Genomic DNA, 14,710 nt, shown 5'->3' with positions numbered 1-14,710 from the left:
GCATACAATGAGAGTACATCCTTTTCTCCACCTGTAATGAAAAGCATATCTCCTTTGGCAGGAATCTGCTCCATTCCGAAGCAATACGTGGCAGGCATCAGTCCACCATAAAGAAAGCGGATTTTTGGACTGTGAGGTCGGTATATCTTTACATAGCCATTTCCGATATAGGCAAACATAGGTTCCGTAGGTGATCCATAAAGTTCAAACTTCCTGCCTTCAGCAGATACACTTTCATAGCGCTTAAGACTCCGTACACGAAAGCGACGGAGTGTATCCTCATGGATGCCATAATGTGCCCAATAGTTCAGCAGACCATCGTCAAATGGCTGTATCTCGAAACCATATGGACGTTCTTCCGTACACTTGGTTATATCAGCCTTAGGAGTGGGAACAATAGTTTCTTTATATGCTGACGTGATATGGCTGCTATGCTTTTCACCATTACATAAAGAGTACAATCCAAGTTCTTGTACAATCGTTTCCAATACTTCGGGAAAACTTGTTTTCAGGTTCAAATTACGGAGGGTTGCCACAAACCAGAAGCAATCCCCAGAATAGGTGGTATCTCCATGATCATAGAATTTGTAAGAAGAAGTTTTCCTGTCGTAGTAGATATGGCAGGAAGCTCGCCTGTCGTCATAGAAAGGACTTCGGAAGTTGCGATGAAGGTTCACCTCAAAGCCAAGGAAATGTGAAAACACATTCAAACCTCCTTGTGTAAGCAAAAGAATCTGTTCCTTTTCTATCATAATTGTCGGTTTTTAGGGTTAAGACATGAACTCATGATGAGATTGTCCTTGAAACGGTTGAGCCGCCCAAGAACTTCATCGTTTCTCATACCTGATACGCGGAGTCGGTTACACTTCGTGGCTATCACGATAGACTTGAAGAAGTAGCGTACATCGCCACCCTCCGTGTAGCGATACCGTACCAACTGCTTCTTGCGCCAGCGGTAAAGGGTGGACTCTGAAACATTCAGAGTCCCGATAAGGTCTTTCGTGGTCATCTCCAGCTCGTCGTCAATATCTTGAATAAGACGGGAGGTGCGCTCAACATACTGCTCAATACGATTGAGCTTGTCTATCAGTTCTTGATAGGCTTGGCTTTCTACTGCGATTATTTCCATCTTTTCAACTTGGTGCTTTTAATTGTTATATCCATCCCAGAATTCGCAAGGTATTGCATAAGAGAGTTGTAGGCTTCTTTTGTATACACCTCAACGTGTACTTCTGCAATAGGTATGGGAAGATCTTGTCCATTGCTTGCGAGATATGCAAACATCTCGTAAACATTTATCTCCAAAACAGTCGCATAGTTTACTATTTGGAGAAAATCCATTGTAATCTGACCAGACTCCCATCGGGATATTGTGCTTTCATCAACTCCCAACCTCTCAGCTAGATACGCCTGTTTTAGATGTTTGTTCAATCTCTCATTTCGAAGAAATTCCAGTAACTCTTTCATAAACATAAAGTTATAGAAACATCTTGGCACGAGCAACCCGTCACACGCAAGTTTATGTACCCTCTGCAAGTCGTCATGCACCAGATGCATTTTTTTGTTTGGTGGCGGATGCAAAGGGTTTCTATATCACTCATAAGATAAATATAGTAAACTTATATAGAAATAAATAATAACATAATTCACCTTTTATTAGTGATAAAGCTATAAAAGGTCAACCGATATCAGACAATCATACACAAGTCCTCCAGTGCAAGGTGCAAGCCCCTTTATATATAAGGGCTTGCACCTTGCACTGGAATGTGTAGCAGTAAAATCTCTAAATATTTATGGTACAAAGATTTGGAGGTCAGTACAATTTTATATACCTTTGTACCCAAGAAAAGAGAGCGGTTGAGCTTTCAATAGGTAGTCAGAATGGTAGTCATTAAGCAGTCAGAATACTGCTACAAAAATGCTACACTGATGATTTGTCAAAACATATAGAAAGTTTATATACAACGAGATACGAGAGTTTGGTTCACAAACCTCTCTCTCCGCAATTTCTTTCTCTTTTGCAGATTGCTTGGCAATGAGCCTGTCCATATCCTCCGAAATCTTCCTGTCCGTCACCTGCGCGTAAATCTGCGTGCTTGATATGGAGGCGTGCCCCATCATCTTGGCAATGCTCTCAATGGGTATTCCTGCACTTAAACTCATTGTACCGAAAGTGTGCCTTGCCATATGATAGGACAACCGTTCTCTGATACCGCAAGCCTTGCCCACAATGCACAGGTTCTTGCCCATTACGCTACGGCTGCAACTACGGGGGAAGACAAGGCTGTCGCCTTTTTCTTTCACCGTCTGCAGTTCTTCGTTTCCCTCCTGTTCTTCCCAACAATGGCGGATAATGGCCTCCGCTATTGGATGCAGCGGCACAACGAACTCCACCTTTGTCTTTTGACGTTCCTTTCGGATATACTTCCTCCCGCCCGCTGCCGTTTGGATATGCCCATATTGCAGAGTTTCCATATCAGCGATTGCCAGTCCCGTAAGACAGGAAAAGACGAACATCAGCCTTGCCAATTCCGCCTCGCTGTCATTCATTTTCATTGTCGCAAGTTTAGCAACTTCACTCTTTTGCAGGAAGCGTATCTTCTTTTCTTCTTTCTCATACTTGGCATGCTCAAAAGGATTGCAGCGAATAATCCTCTTGCTGACCGCACGGAACATCAGCCTGCTCAGCCAGCAGAGATAGTTGTTGATGGTCGTTCCCTTTAATCCGCGCTTTTTGAGAAAGAAGCGATATTCCTCAAACAAGTCCTCCGTAATGGTGGAAATGGATATGTCCTGCAATCCTTTATCTTCCACAAACTCACGGAGGTTCTTGTCAGAATGGGACAGATTCAGATAAGTTCCCTCCGCCCTTGACTTTCCAACGCTTTCCTTGAGTGCTTGCAGCTCCGCCCTGCTCATGGCAAGGAGGGTTGACGGATTCTCTGTTATGCCTTGCAGGTGGTTCTTGATAAGTTCAGCACTTACCACTCCGTCCCTTGTCAGTATATCCTGATAGGTCTTTTCCACAATTTCCCTGAACTCATGGAGTCTTTGATTGGTTTTCCTGTCTGTCGTCAAGCCCTGCTTGGTGTTCCACTCGGAGGGATTGCATTCTTCGCCCGTGGTAATGGTTGTGCTTTTTCCGTCTATGGTGATACGGCATAGAATGGCGGTATTGCCATCTGCCTTAATTTTCTGTCTGTTGATATAGAACATTATCTTGAATGTACTTCTCATTGTCTTGATGCTTTAATGTTTTGATTGATTGGATGAAAAAAAATAAGATGATGAGACTTTATCGTTAGATAGTCAGCTGCATATCACCTGTAAAAGAGAGGAAAAGGTCGAACTCCTCAAAAAGTTTCAGTGGAGTTACTTTGGCATAGCGTTCCGTCATGCTTATGTTGGAATGTCCCAGCATCTTGCTTACCGTTTCAATAGGCACACCCTGTTCAAGCGTGATGAGTGTTGCAAAGGTGTGCCTTGCGGTATGAGTGGTAAATGGAAACGATATGCCTGCACGAAGCCGCAGGGCTTTCAGACAGGTCTGATAGCTCTTGTACTTGATATAGGGAAGCAGTGTTTCCCTTTCATCGCAGTGAAACCTCTCTATCAGCCTAATGGCTTCGGGCAATAACTTGATACGGCAGGGTACGCCTGTCTTGTGGCGGTTGAATTTCAGCCACATTTTGCCTTCATCATCACGGACAAGGTGGGACTTGCTCAGTTCCATCAGGTCGCAATAGGCTGCACCAACATAGCAGGCAAAGAGGAATATGTCCCTTGCCGTTTCCATTTCTTCCTCCAAATCCTCAAAGCAGAGAGCCTTCAGCTTTTCCAACGCTTCCTTGTCGAGTGCCTTGGGGAGTTTCTTGTTGCCCTTTGATATCTTAACCTTGTCAAAAAGGAGCGTGTCTGCCAATCCCTCACGGTATGCCAATCTGCATACCGTCTTCAAATGCGTGGCTACATTATAGAACGTGCTTTCCTGAAAACCACACTCACCTAAGAAATACTGCTGGAACTCATGGATAAAATCCTCTGTAAGTTGCGAGAATGCCAAGTCCGAAACCTTGTACTTCCGTTGAATAAACTTCTGTAAATGTATCCGGGTGGAGTGGTAGCCGTGTATGGCTCCTTCCTTGATGTCTATACCTACATGGTTTTCTTTTTCCTTGATGAGTATGTCCAGCCTTTCGATGAGCATGCACCGTGTCTGCACGCTGCCCTGAAACTGCTCCTTCACATCGGTTGCGTCAAACGGGCATCCTTTGGAGAGCAGGGACTGATAAGCAGACTGAACGGACAGCAACAGGTTTTCCAACCTGCTGTTCACTTCCACCGCCTCACGGCTCTTTCCGTCCATTCGGCTCTCACGGGGATTCCACAAATCGGGATTGCAGGAGAGTTTGCAACTGAACTGGGCAATGGAACGGTCGATGGTTATCCGCCCCATAATCGGGGCTTTGCCCGACTTGTCAAGACCGCTCTTTTTGAGGTAGAGCAACACCTTCATTTTTCCTTGTTTCATACGCTTTAATTTCTGTGGGCAAAGTTACCCGAATTAAAGCGTTCCTCACTTACGCAGAAAACTGCCGACCGAAGCAACAGCCACACGAGCGAAAATAATTCAGTTACCGAATATTACTCCATCGTTACCTATGCTAGAATCGGGTAACGTTCTGGTAACTGAACTTCTGCCTAAATCTGCATATTGCTGCCCTTTTTGAAAGAGGCAGTTTTATGCAAATTGTTCCGTTTCCTGCTTATTATCAGTCAGTTTACACCAACTTCGATTTTACTTCATTTTCTTTGATTAGTTGGACTTCAAGAGAGCCTCTCTTGGCATGAAAGAGAGGCTCTTTTGAAGGTGAAGAAAGGCTCTCTTTACAACAAAGAAACGCCCTCTTTAAATGGTGAAAAGCTTAATCTTTGAAAAAAACGATGTACCTTTGTAGGCGAAAAGAGTTTCACATAGCATTGAATAGACAAAGTTTAAGGTAAGAGATGACAAATACAACGAGTATATTTCAGCGTCCCGTTTGGGTAACAATATTTGCATTAACAGCTGCAATAGCGTGGGGTTGGGCCTATCCCTTAATAAAGTTAGGCATGCAAGAGTTCGCTATTTCTCCCAAAATGACAGGTTCGAAGATGCTCTTTGCAGGCATTCGTTTTTGTTTGTCAGGGCTTATCATCTTGGCAATAGCAGGTGGGAAGAAGCGCAACTTTGCGGTTAGAAAGCCCGCAGACTGGTGGTATCTACTAGTCTTCTGTTTATTGAATACAACCTTACATTACGCTTTCTTTTACTTTGGATTATCCCATAGTGAAGGCTCAAGGGCTGCTATTTTAAACTCATTGAGCGTTTTCTCTGTTGTAATCTTCGCTTGTCTCTTCTTTAAAAGTGACCACATGACCCTGAAGAAGATAATAGGTTGTGTCCTAGGTTTTGCTGGTATCTTATCGTTAAACTTAGGAGGTGCTGACAGCGGGAGGTTCACTTTGTTGGGAGATGGCATGATTATCCTCAACGCCCTGTGTGGTGCTTCAGCCTCATTGATGATACGTGGATTAGGAAAAAGGGTGGATGTGTTTGTTGGGACAGGCTATAGTTTGGCAATCGGCGGCACTTTGCTGATCATACCAGGCTTGTTCATGGGAGCGACTTTGCCGAATGTCTCCACATTAGGAGGGCTTTATCTCTTACTTCTTATAGCTATTAGTACACTGGGATTCACGCTTTATAACAAACTTCTAACATGCAATCCAGTGGGGAAAGTAGCTATTTATAACTCGTTAATACCCGTTGTTGGGGCTGTCACCTCATGCCTATGTCTTAATGAAACTTTCTATTTGAAATATATTATGGCAGGCTTTTTAGCAGCAGCAGGAATCTACATTATCAATAAGAGTTAGTAGGTTTTAAATATAATACTCTGCCGCATCCACTAGCCCTGTACGCATAGCATAACGGGTGGCTTCGTGCACATTGTTGACACCAATCTTGCGAAAGATATTCTTCCGATGAGTGTTGACTGTATGGAACGAAGAGATACGCTTTTCAGCAATCTCCCGTGTTGTCATTCCTAGAGCAATATCTTTCAAGACTTCAATCTCCGTCTTTGTAAGTTTGACACTCTCCTTCTCTTGTGTTGAAATAGGTGCCAGCAGTATGTTAGCAGCGTGTTGGCAGAGGTATCGATTACCCTGTAGATTATATTCAATACATTGTTTTATCTCCGAGAGTTTAGCGTCCTTCAACAATATACTTATTCGATTGTCATTGTTTATTAAAGTGCGTATGAAATTCACACTCAAGTCCTCGCTCCATAAGATAAAATATGTTTTTGGATAGCGTTGAACGATGTTTTGCAGGTCAGACTCACTATCGAAATCAAACAACGTATAGTCCAGTATAACAATAGAATATGGTTTTTGCTTCAACTGAAGCATAAGTTCTGTCTTTGTTCTAACTGATATTGTCGATGCGAAACCCATGTCAGAAAGAATGTAAAGTATTCCTGCATGCGTTATAGCTTGATTATCCGCAACAATGATATTGTTTGTTTTCTCCATGTGAATTCATTATCAAAACACCCTTGCAAAAGTATATAAAAAAGTTGATTAATCGAGAAATTTATTGTAAGTTTGCACTATCATTAAAACATATAACCTAATATGAAGAAACTCTTTATACTAGTTGTTGGACTGCTCTTAGCGGTTTCTACAAACGCACAAATTCAACGACCTAAATTGGTAGTAGGCCTTGTTGTCGATCAAATGAGGTGGGATTACCTTTACTATTACTATAATGAGTATGGCACAGGTGGTCTACGACGTCTACTCAATGAGGGCTTCTCTTTTGAGAATACTCACATCAATTATGCCCCTACAGTGACGGCAATTGGACATAGTTCTATATATACTGGTTCAGTCCCAGCTATCACTGGTATCGCTGGAAACTACTTCTATCAGAATGATAAGAGTGTCTATTGTTGTGCTGATCCATCGGTGAAGAGCGTTGGTTCTGATAGTAAAGAGGGGCAGATGAGTCCGCATCGTATGTTGGCATCTACCATCGGTGATGAGTTACAAATTGCTACTGACTTTCGCTCCAAGGTAATTGGTGTTGCATTGAAAGACCGTGCATCAATCCTTCCAGCAGGTCATGCGGCTGACGGAGCATACTGGTGGGATACCTCTGCAGGGCACTTCGTCACATCTACATTCTATATGAATAGCTTACCAAAGTGGGTGGAGGACTTCAATAAAGAGAACCATACTGCACCTAACTTCGACATTAAAAGCACCCCAGAAGGTGTAACGATGACCTTCAAGATGGCGGCTGCTGCAGTGAAAAATGAGCAGTTAGGTAAGGGGAAGGAGACCGATATGCTTGCAGTGAGTATATCGCCAACTGACATTATCGGACATAGATTCTCAACACGTGGAGAGGAGAATCATGCAGTATATATGCAGCTTGACAAGGATCTAGCAGAGTTCCTTAACATGCTTGACAAGGAGGTTGGTAAGGGCAACTATTTGCTTTTCTTATCTGCTGACCATGGTGCTGCTCATAACTACAACTATATGCGGGAACATCGCATACCAGCTGGTGCTTGGGACTACAAGGAGACTGTTAAAGGTCTAAATGATCACTTGCAACAGAAGTTCGGCATAGCTCCTGTGATGGGAGAAGATAACTATCAACTGTTCTTAAATGACTCTACAATCAATGCAGCTGGTCTAAAGAAACAGGACGTGATAGACGCTTCTATCGATTTTCTAAAGCAAGATCCGCAGTTCTTATACGTATTTGATGAAGAAAAGGTAACCAATGTCACCATGCCAGAATGGATAAAGGAACGCATGGAGAATGGCTACTTCCGTGGTCGTTCAGGTGAGATTGGAGTGGTGACAAGACCGCAGTTTTTCGGTGGCTCAGGCTCTCCTCAGTTCCGTGGAACACAACATGGTCAACCCTTCCCATACGATACACATATTCCTTTCCTACTCTATGGTTGGAACGTAAAGCATGGATCTTCAAATGTAGAAGCACATATCGTGGACATTGCACCGACGATTTGTGCCATGTTACATATACAAATGCCGAATGGTTGTGTGGGTACTGCTAGGTACTAACTGACCATCTTCTTTTAATGACAATATAAACAAATTAATTACATCCGCATGCTTGTCAGGCTCCTATATAATAAGGAGTAAGAATATAGCTGATGAGTATGTGGATAGCAAGTTATGCACATCGCAATTGCAGGAAACATCGGGAGTGGTAAGACAACACTAACGACAATGCTCGCCAAACGCTATGGTTGGAAGCCAAGATTCGAGTCCGTCGATTACAACCCGTACTTAGAAGATTACTACAAGAACATCAAACGGTGGTCATTCGCTATGGAGGTGTTCTTCTTGAAAGAGCGTTTTAGAGACTTATTAGAGATTAGTCGCAGTGAAGAGGCAGTCGTTCAAGACCGCTCGATATACGAGGGTGTATATGTATTCACGCAGAATAACTATGCAATGGGGAATCTTGACGACCGCGACTATGAGACTTATATGGAGCTATTCGAGGACATGACGGATGCAGTTAGGCTCCCCGACCTTATGATTTATCTGCGTTCTTCGGTCAGCCACTTGGTTTCGAATATCGAAAAGAGGGGTCGTGAGTATGAGCAGAAAATGCCTTTAGATTATTTGGAGAACCTTAATAAAAGGTATGAGGACTTCATTTCTAATAAGTATAAAGGGCGAGTTCTAACCATTGATGTCGATCATCTCGACTATCAACACAAGCCGAAAGACTTCGGACTGATTACTGATAAGATCGATAGAGAACTATTTGGTCTGTTCTGATAAAGCTCTCTTATTATATAAGGTGGTAATCTTCTTCTTTCTTAAAGAGTATTATCCGTTTACAAGAAAGACGATTTTAAGTGGACAATTAATCAATTAACTGAAACAATAAAAACGCTCTTTAAAGCATGAAACTCCATGTATGTGGAGCCTTGCCAAGGGTTTATACATTCATTATGCACATCGCAATTGCTGGAAACATAGGTGCTGGTAAGACCACACTAACCAAGATGCTCGCTAAACGTTACGGCTGGAAAGCCCATTTCGAGCCTGTTGATAACAATCCATACTTGGAAGATTACTATGCAGATATGGCTCGTTGGTCATTCAATCTACAAGTGTATTTCCTCAACAAGAGGTTTCGCGACGTCGTAGATATATCCCGATCGAATGACACAATCATACAAGATCGAACCATATTCGAGGATGCTTGCATCTTTGCTCCTAATCTTTTCGACATGGGACTGATGTCTGAACGAGACTTCAAGAACTATACTGACTTATTCGAGTTGATGTTATCTCTGGTCAAGTTACCCGATCTTCTTATATATATAAGGTGTTCTATTCCACGCTTGATTGACCATATTCAGCAACGCGGAAGGGACTATGAACAAACCATGCGAATTGATTACTTGCGTGGACTTAACCAACGTTACGAGGATTGGATAAGGACTTATAAGGGTCATCTGATGATTGTTGATGGTGACACAACGGACTTTCTTGGCAGCCAACAGGACTTCAAACGTGTCACAGATATGATTGATGACCGACTTTTTGGCTTGTTTCCTATGGAATAAACAGGCGTTTGCTTTTGGCATACTATTTGATGTTGTAATTATTACAAAGTATTAACTTGAGTCTTCGTAAGCCTTTACTCCAATGCAGAAGACTCCTTTCAAAATAATAAAGAGAATGGAAAAAGTAAAGACACTGATAATCGGTAGCGGTCCAGCTGGTTATACTGCTGCTATCTATGCAGGCCGTGCTAATCTACAACCAGTTCTATATTCTGGTATGCAACCAGGCGGTCAGTTGACTACAACAACTATCGTTGAGAACTTCCCGGGGTTCCATGATGGGATCGACGCAAACCAGTTGATGATGGAAATGCGCCAACAGGCAGAGACTTATGGGGCTGATGTTCGAGACGGATCTATCGTTAAAGCTGACCTTAGTAGTCGTCCTTTTCATATTGAGGATGAGCGTGGCAACGTGATAGAAGCTGACACTTTGATTATTGCAACAGGTGCTAGTGCGAAGTACTTAGGGCTACCTGATGAAGAAAAGTACCGTGGTCAAGGTGTAAGCGCATGTGCCACATGCGACGGTTTCTTCTATCGTAAGCGTGTAGTAGCCGTTGTTGGCGGTGGTGACACAGCTTGTGAGGAGGCTATGTATTTGTCTGGTCTGGCAAAGAAGGTCTATATGATCGTTCGCAAACCATACCTTCGTGCAGCGGAGATCATGCGTAAGCGTGTTACAGAAAAGGACAATATTGAGATCCTCTACAATACAAATACCCTTGGACTCTATGGTGAGAATGGTGTTGAAGGGGCACATCTTGTACGTTTCAAAGGCGAAGAGAACGAAGAGAAGTTTGATGTTGCTATTGATGGATTCTTCCTTGCTATCGGTCATACTCCTAATACAGAACTATTCAAGGGACAGCTTGACTTAGATGATCATGGCTTCATTCTCACTCAGCCGAAGTCTACTGCAACTAGCGTTGAAGGCGTCTATGCGGCTGGTGATGTGGCTGATCCTACCTACCGCCAGGGCGTTGTTGCCGCTGCTACAGGTGCAATGGCTGCTATTGAGGTGGATCGTTTCTTGCAGAAACAATAAAGTATTCATATATCAATAAGGGTGTAGCAGATAAGCTAACTGATTGTTGGCAATCTAATACACCCAGCTTTTTATCAAGTTTCCATATATTCACTTAATTTCATCCCAACCATGTGTAAATTTCTTTCTACTCTATCTACTCTGTTATTTCCATTGCTTGTCAACGCTGCAACTTGTGGTTTTCTTGTGACAGGCTCATCATCATGTACGAATAAAACAAAGACTCCTATGGTACAATCCGACTCTACTCTCCTTCCCCAAAAGAAGTATGCTAAACCCGACGATGCCACCTTGCGCCGCACACTAACCGCCGAGCAATATGCCGTCACACAGCATGCTGCCACCGAGCGACCCTTTACCAATGAGTATGACCACGAGTTCCGAGAGGGCATATACGTTGATGTTACAACGGGCGAACCGCTCTTCTCCTCCACAGATAAGTATGATTCAGGTTGTGGATGGCCTGCTTTTTCAAAGCCAATAAGCGATAAGCTCATCACAAAACATACCGACCACTCACACGGGATGACCCGTATTGAGGTGAAAAGTAAGACTGGCAATGCTCATTTAGGGCATATTTTTGATGATGGTCCAGCGTCAACAGGTGGCAAAAGATATTGCATTAACAGCGCTTCCCTGCGCTTTGTTCCAATCGAAGAGATGAAGGCGAAAGGCTATGGGGAGTACATCAAACTATTAAGACCGATGAAAGAAATATACTTAGCAGGTGGTTGTTTCTGGGGAACAGAACATTACCTCAAGCAGATTGAAGGCGTAGTTGCAACAGAGGTAGGCTATGCCAATGGTATAACAAAGAACCCCACGTATGAGGATGTATGCACTGATGCAACCCAATTTGCCGAAGCTGTGCATATAACTTACGACCCCAAGGTTATTAGTTTGCCGTTCCTATTAAACTTATACTTTAAGTCTATTGATCCAACAAGCATCAACAAGCAGGGCAACGACCGTGGTACTCAGTATCGAACAGGCGTTTATTATGTTGATCCAAAGGACAAGGAAGTTATTAAAAAGGTGTTTGATGAACAGCAGAAGCACGTAAATGGTAAACTAGCTGTTGAGTTAGAACCCCTCAAGAACTTCTATAAAGCGGAGGAATATCACCAAGATTATCTTGATAAACACCCCACTGGCTATTGCCATCTGCCGCAAGCTCTGTTTGAGTATGCCCGTAAAGCAAAGATGAAGAAGTGACAGTTTTTATCCTTAGTGGTCGTCATATCACATAGTGACATAGCTTAAAAATAGGGACAGACGTACTCGCCTGTCCCTATTTCTTTGCTCTTTTTTCCTCCTCTTACCGCTTTATTACTAACCTCTCCTCGCTTTTCAGTGCAAGAGGAAGCAGTTGGATAAGAGCCATTAGTGTCCTAACATCTTACTTACTCGTAGCCAATCCACTACGCTTAGGGCGTTTATAAGAACGATAATCATCAAGTTCTATCTCCACCTCAGGCTCTTGCAATTCACCTACTGATGGTAGTTGGAACTTCATATACTTAATGTTCAAGCCTCTTTCAATCCATTGATTCTCATAGTAAGTATGAATACCTAGAATCTCACGAGTCTTCTCATCCATCTCATTCTCAGCTGTTTTAGAGTCTTCGCTCAACTCGTTTCCATATAAATCTTCCGTTCGGAAGAGTACAGGAAGGCTATTCACGTTTACCATATAAGTAGTGTAAGTAAACAAGAAATTCGAGTCTGTCTTCAAGTGAACGATACCTCCATCTATCAAGAAGTGGCGATAACGATTCATAAAGAACGTCGATGTCAAACGCTTATGATAGTTCTTCATCTGTGGATCAGAGAAGGTTAACCATATTTCTTGCACCTCGTTCGTATCGAAAAAACGATCAATAATCTCGATACTTGTGCGTAGGAACGCCACATTCGATAGTCCCTCCTCTAGTGCCTGTTTAGCTCCTGTATAGATGCGAGCGCCTTTGATGTCAACACCAATGAAGTTGATGTTAGGATAAACACGTGCTAGTCCGACAGTATATTCGCCCTTTCCGCATCCTAACTCAAGCACTATGGGGTTGTCATTATGGAAGTATTGCTCCCTCCAATGCCCCTTCATCTCAAAAGGAACCTCACTCATCACACTGAAGGAATACTGAAAGACGTTCTTAAACGTCTCCATCTCTGCAAATTTCTGTAGTTTACCTTTACTCATGCTGCAAAGTTACAACAAAAATAAAGAATGTCATCTCTGTTCCAATAAATTCTTCTTTCCATAGCTATCATTCTACTTTCTCTTATCTTCAACAGTCCCATTTCTTTCCGCTCTAACCCTTAGAACTTGTGGTGCCTATCCTTCTCAAGAGTGCAAGTTAGGCTCTCTCACTTTTGATAAAATCCACTTAGTGTAATCAAGGAAACGCCTTTCTTCAATGGAGAAGGGCGTTTCTTTGCCATGAAGAGAGCCTCCCATCAACTGCAAAAGGGCGTCTCTTTGATTGAAGTAATTTTCTTTATCAATATAAGTGGGGCACATTCCTAATATTTTTTGTACCTTTGCTGTTCAAAAGATAATATGCGTATGGCAATCAAAGCAGCATTCTTCGATATTGACGGGACGTTGGTTTCATTTACAACTCACCAAATCCCTCCATCCACTATAAGGGCTATTGAACAGGCAAAGGAGCGTGGCGTAAAGATATTCATATCAACAGGTCGCCCCGTTGCTATCATTAATAACATAGATGCAATACGTCATCTCGTCGATGGATACATCACTTTTAATGGTGCAAGAACCTTCATTGGCGATGAAGATATTACTTTGATGCCCATTCCAGAGGCTGAAGTTCGACTCATGATTGCCGATGCCAAGGAGCGTGACTATGCTGTTGTGGTGTGCGGGAGAGAAGAGATTGGAGTCTATAACCACTCTAAGATTTACGAAGATGTGTTTGTTAAAGGACTGAAAGTGACGAATATTGACGTACATAAGTCGATAGAGCCAATGCTTGACAAACCTGTTTTGCAGTTGACCCCATTCTTTAGTACAGAAGATGAAGAGCTGATTATGCCTGCAATGAAACATTGTATATCAGCGCGATGGAACCCTCTTTTCACAGATATCACCCTTCAGGGTGCCGATAAGGGGAGTGCCTTGTTGAAGATGGCAGCATATATTGGAATCGAACCGAGTGAGTGTATCGCCTTTGGAGACGGCGGAAACGATATGAGCATACTACGTGCTGCAGGTATAGGAGTGGCTATGGGCAATGCAAATGAGGATGTTCAGGCGGTTGCCGACTATGTCACAACGAGCGTTGATGAGGATGGTATTCGTAACGCCTTCATACACTTTAATATAATAGAAGAGTAATGTCAAATAAGATAGAACGTACTTCGCAGGAGAAGAGAACAGCCTTTGTTGTTGTCTTCACCTTCGTTATGATGTTAGCAGAAGTGGTCGTTGGACTACTCTCCCACTCGATGGCTCTCTTTGCAGATGGCATTCACATGGGCTCACATGTACTCGTCATCGGGTTGAACTGGGCTGCATACGTATTGGTGAGACGCCTTGAGAGCAAGGGAACAACACAATACGACTCGGATAAAATACTGAGTTTATCAGCTTTTACAAGTGGTATCTTCCTTATCTTAATGGCTATTTTTATCATTGTCGAAGCTGTCGAACGATTCTCTTCCCACGTAGGAATACTCAATTACGGGTTTGCTCTTGGCACTGCAATAGTGGGCTTGATCGCTAATACCATCAGTGCTTCTGTGCTTCACGGGCACCATGGAACGACCGATTACAATAGTCATGCTGCCTATCTGCATGTGCTTTCTGATGCCTTAACAGAGATTGGTGCAATCATTGGCTTACTATGTGCAATGTTCTGGAACATCTCTTGGATTGATTCATTGGTAGCCGTTGTGAGTGCTATTGTAGTACTCCGTTGGGCAAAGCGATTGCTTTGGGACACGGGAAGAGCACTCACAAAGCGATAGG

Annotated in this window: 14 protein-coding genes and 1 pseudogene; 8 read left to right on the top strand and 7 right to left on the bottom strand. The window is 42.9% G+C overall.

The features are described 5' to 3' along the window. From HMPREF9969_RS06600 to HMPREF9969_RS06580, 5 genes and pseudogenes are all read right to left on the bottom strand, one after another. A pseudogene (locus HMPREF9969_RS06600) lies at positions 1–752 on the bottom strand (bifunctional DNA primase/helicase); the annotation flags it as partial. Then, positions 749–1,129, bottom strand: coding sequence for a MerR family transcriptional regulator (locus tag HMPREF9969_RS06595; protein WP_007136073.1), 381 nt, complete (start codon positions 1,127–1,129; stop codon positions 749–751). The pseudogene HMPREF9969_RS06600 and the gene HMPREF9969_RS06595, both read right to left, overlap by 4 nt. Then, positions 1,120–1,467, bottom strand: a complete 348-nt coding sequence (locus HMPREF9969_RS06590; RefSeq protein WP_036895335.1) for a helix-turn-helix domain-containing protein — start codon at positions 1,465–1,467, stop codon at positions 1,120–1,122. The genes HMPREF9969_RS06595 and HMPREF9969_RS06590 overlap by 10 nt, the downstream gene beginning before the upstream one ends. A gap of 432 nt (positions 1,468–1,899) precedes the next feature. Then, the gene (locus tag HMPREF9969_RS06585) at positions 1,900–3,237 is read right to left on the bottom strand and encodes a site-specific integrase (RefSeq protein ID WP_009435007.1); all 1,338 of its coding nucleotides are present in this window, start codon (positions 3,235–3,237) and stop codon (positions 1,900–1,902) included. A 64-nt stretch (positions 3,238–3,301) separates the two neighbouring features. Then, a complete protein-coding gene (locus HMPREF9969_RS06580) occupies positions 3,302–4,531 on the bottom strand; it encodes a site-specific integrase (protein ID WP_008449768.1) in 1,230 nt (409 codons plus the stop codon). Positions 4,532–5,007: 476 nt separating this feature from the next. Here HMPREF9969_RS06580 and HMPREF9969_RS06575 point away from each other — a divergent pair, with 476 nt between their 5' ends. Continuing rightward, entirely contained in the window at positions 5,008–5,919 is a 912-nt protein-coding gene (locus HMPREF9969_RS06575) for a DMT family transporter (protein WP_009435015.1), read from the top strand. Between the two features lie 6 nt (positions 5,920–5,925). Here the strand turns inward: HMPREF9969_RS06575 and HMPREF9969_RS06570 are convergent, their stop codons facing one another. After that, positions 5,926–6,579 carry a helix-turn-helix transcriptional regulator gene (locus tag HMPREF9969_RS06570; protein ID WP_009435041.1) on the bottom strand — a complete coding sequence of 218 codons (654 nt, stop codon included), beginning with the start codon at positions 6,577–6,579 and terminating at the stop codon, positions 5,926–5,928. A 102-nt stretch (positions 6,580–6,681) separates the two neighbouring features. Between HMPREF9969_RS06570 and HMPREF9969_RS06565 the strand changes: the two genes are divergently transcribed. From HMPREF9969_RS06565 to HMPREF9969_RS06545, 5 genes are all read left to right on the top strand, one after another. Continuing rightward, the gene (locus tag HMPREF9969_RS06565; RefSeq protein WP_009435021.1) at positions 6,682–8,145 is read left to right on the top strand and encodes an alkaline phosphatase family protein; all 1,464 of its coding nucleotides are present in this window, start codon (positions 6,682–6,684) and stop codon (positions 8,143–8,145) included. 114 nt (positions 8,146–8,259) lie between these two features. Beyond that, the gene (locus HMPREF9969_RS06560; RefSeq protein ID WP_009435037.1) at positions 8,260–8,874 is read left to right on the top strand and encodes a deoxynucleoside kinase; all 615 of its coding nucleotides are present in this window, start codon (positions 8,260–8,262) and stop codon (positions 8,872–8,874) included. Positions 8,875–9,050: 176 nt separating this feature from the next. Beyond that, on the top strand, positions 9,051–9,671 hold the full coding sequence (locus tag HMPREF9969_RS06555) for a deoxynucleoside kinase (RefSeq protein WP_036895333.1): 621 nt from the start codon (positions 9,051–9,053) through the stop codon (positions 9,669–9,671). Between the two features lie 115 nt (positions 9,672–9,786). Next, the gene (gene trxB, locus HMPREF9969_RS06550; protein WP_036895307.1) at positions 9,787–10,719 is read left to right on the top strand and encodes a thioredoxin-disulfide reductase; all 933 of its coding nucleotides are present in this window, start codon (positions 9,787–9,789) and stop codon (positions 10,717–10,719) included. Positions 10,720–10,830: 111 nt separating this feature from the next. Further along, on the top strand, positions 10,831–11,934 hold the full coding sequence (locus HMPREF9969_RS06545) for a bifunctional methionine sulfoxide reductase B/A protein (RefSeq protein WP_036895305.1): 1,104 nt from the start codon (positions 10,831–10,833) through the stop codon (positions 11,932–11,934). A gap of 184 nt (positions 11,935–12,118) precedes the next feature. Here HMPREF9969_RS06545 and trmB read toward each other — a convergent pair whose 3' ends face one another. Next, positions 12,119–12,919 carry a tRNA (guanosine(46)-N7)-methyltransferase TrmB gene (trmB, locus tag HMPREF9969_RS06540; RefSeq protein WP_009435048.1) on the bottom strand — a complete coding sequence of 267 codons (801 nt, stop codon included), beginning with the start codon at positions 12,917–12,919 and terminating at the stop codon, positions 12,119–12,121. A 366-nt stretch (positions 12,920–13,285) separates the two neighbouring features. Between trmB and HMPREF9969_RS06535 the strand changes: the two genes are divergently transcribed. Next, on the top strand, positions 13,286–14,077 hold the full coding sequence (locus HMPREF9969_RS06535) for a Cof-type HAD-IIB family hydrolase (protein WP_036895331.1): 792 nt from the start codon (positions 13,286–13,288) through the stop codon (positions 14,075–14,077). Then, on the top strand, positions 14,077–14,709 hold the full coding sequence (locus HMPREF9969_RS06530) for a cation diffusion facilitator family transporter (RefSeq protein WP_009434991.1): 633 nt from the start codon (positions 14,077–14,079) through the stop codon (positions 14,707–14,709). The genes HMPREF9969_RS06535 and HMPREF9969_RS06530 overlap by 1 nt, the downstream gene beginning before the upstream one ends. The last annotated feature ends 1 nt before the right edge of the window (position 14,710 follow it).

It is taken from the genome of Prevotella sp. oral taxon 306 str. F0472 (assembly GCF_000257925.1).
GTDB classification, from domain to species: Bacteria; Bacteroidota; Bacteroidia; order Bacteroidales; family Bacteroidaceae; genus Prevotella; species Prevotella vespertina.
This window is presented reverse-complemented; position numbering and strand designations above follow the sequence as displayed.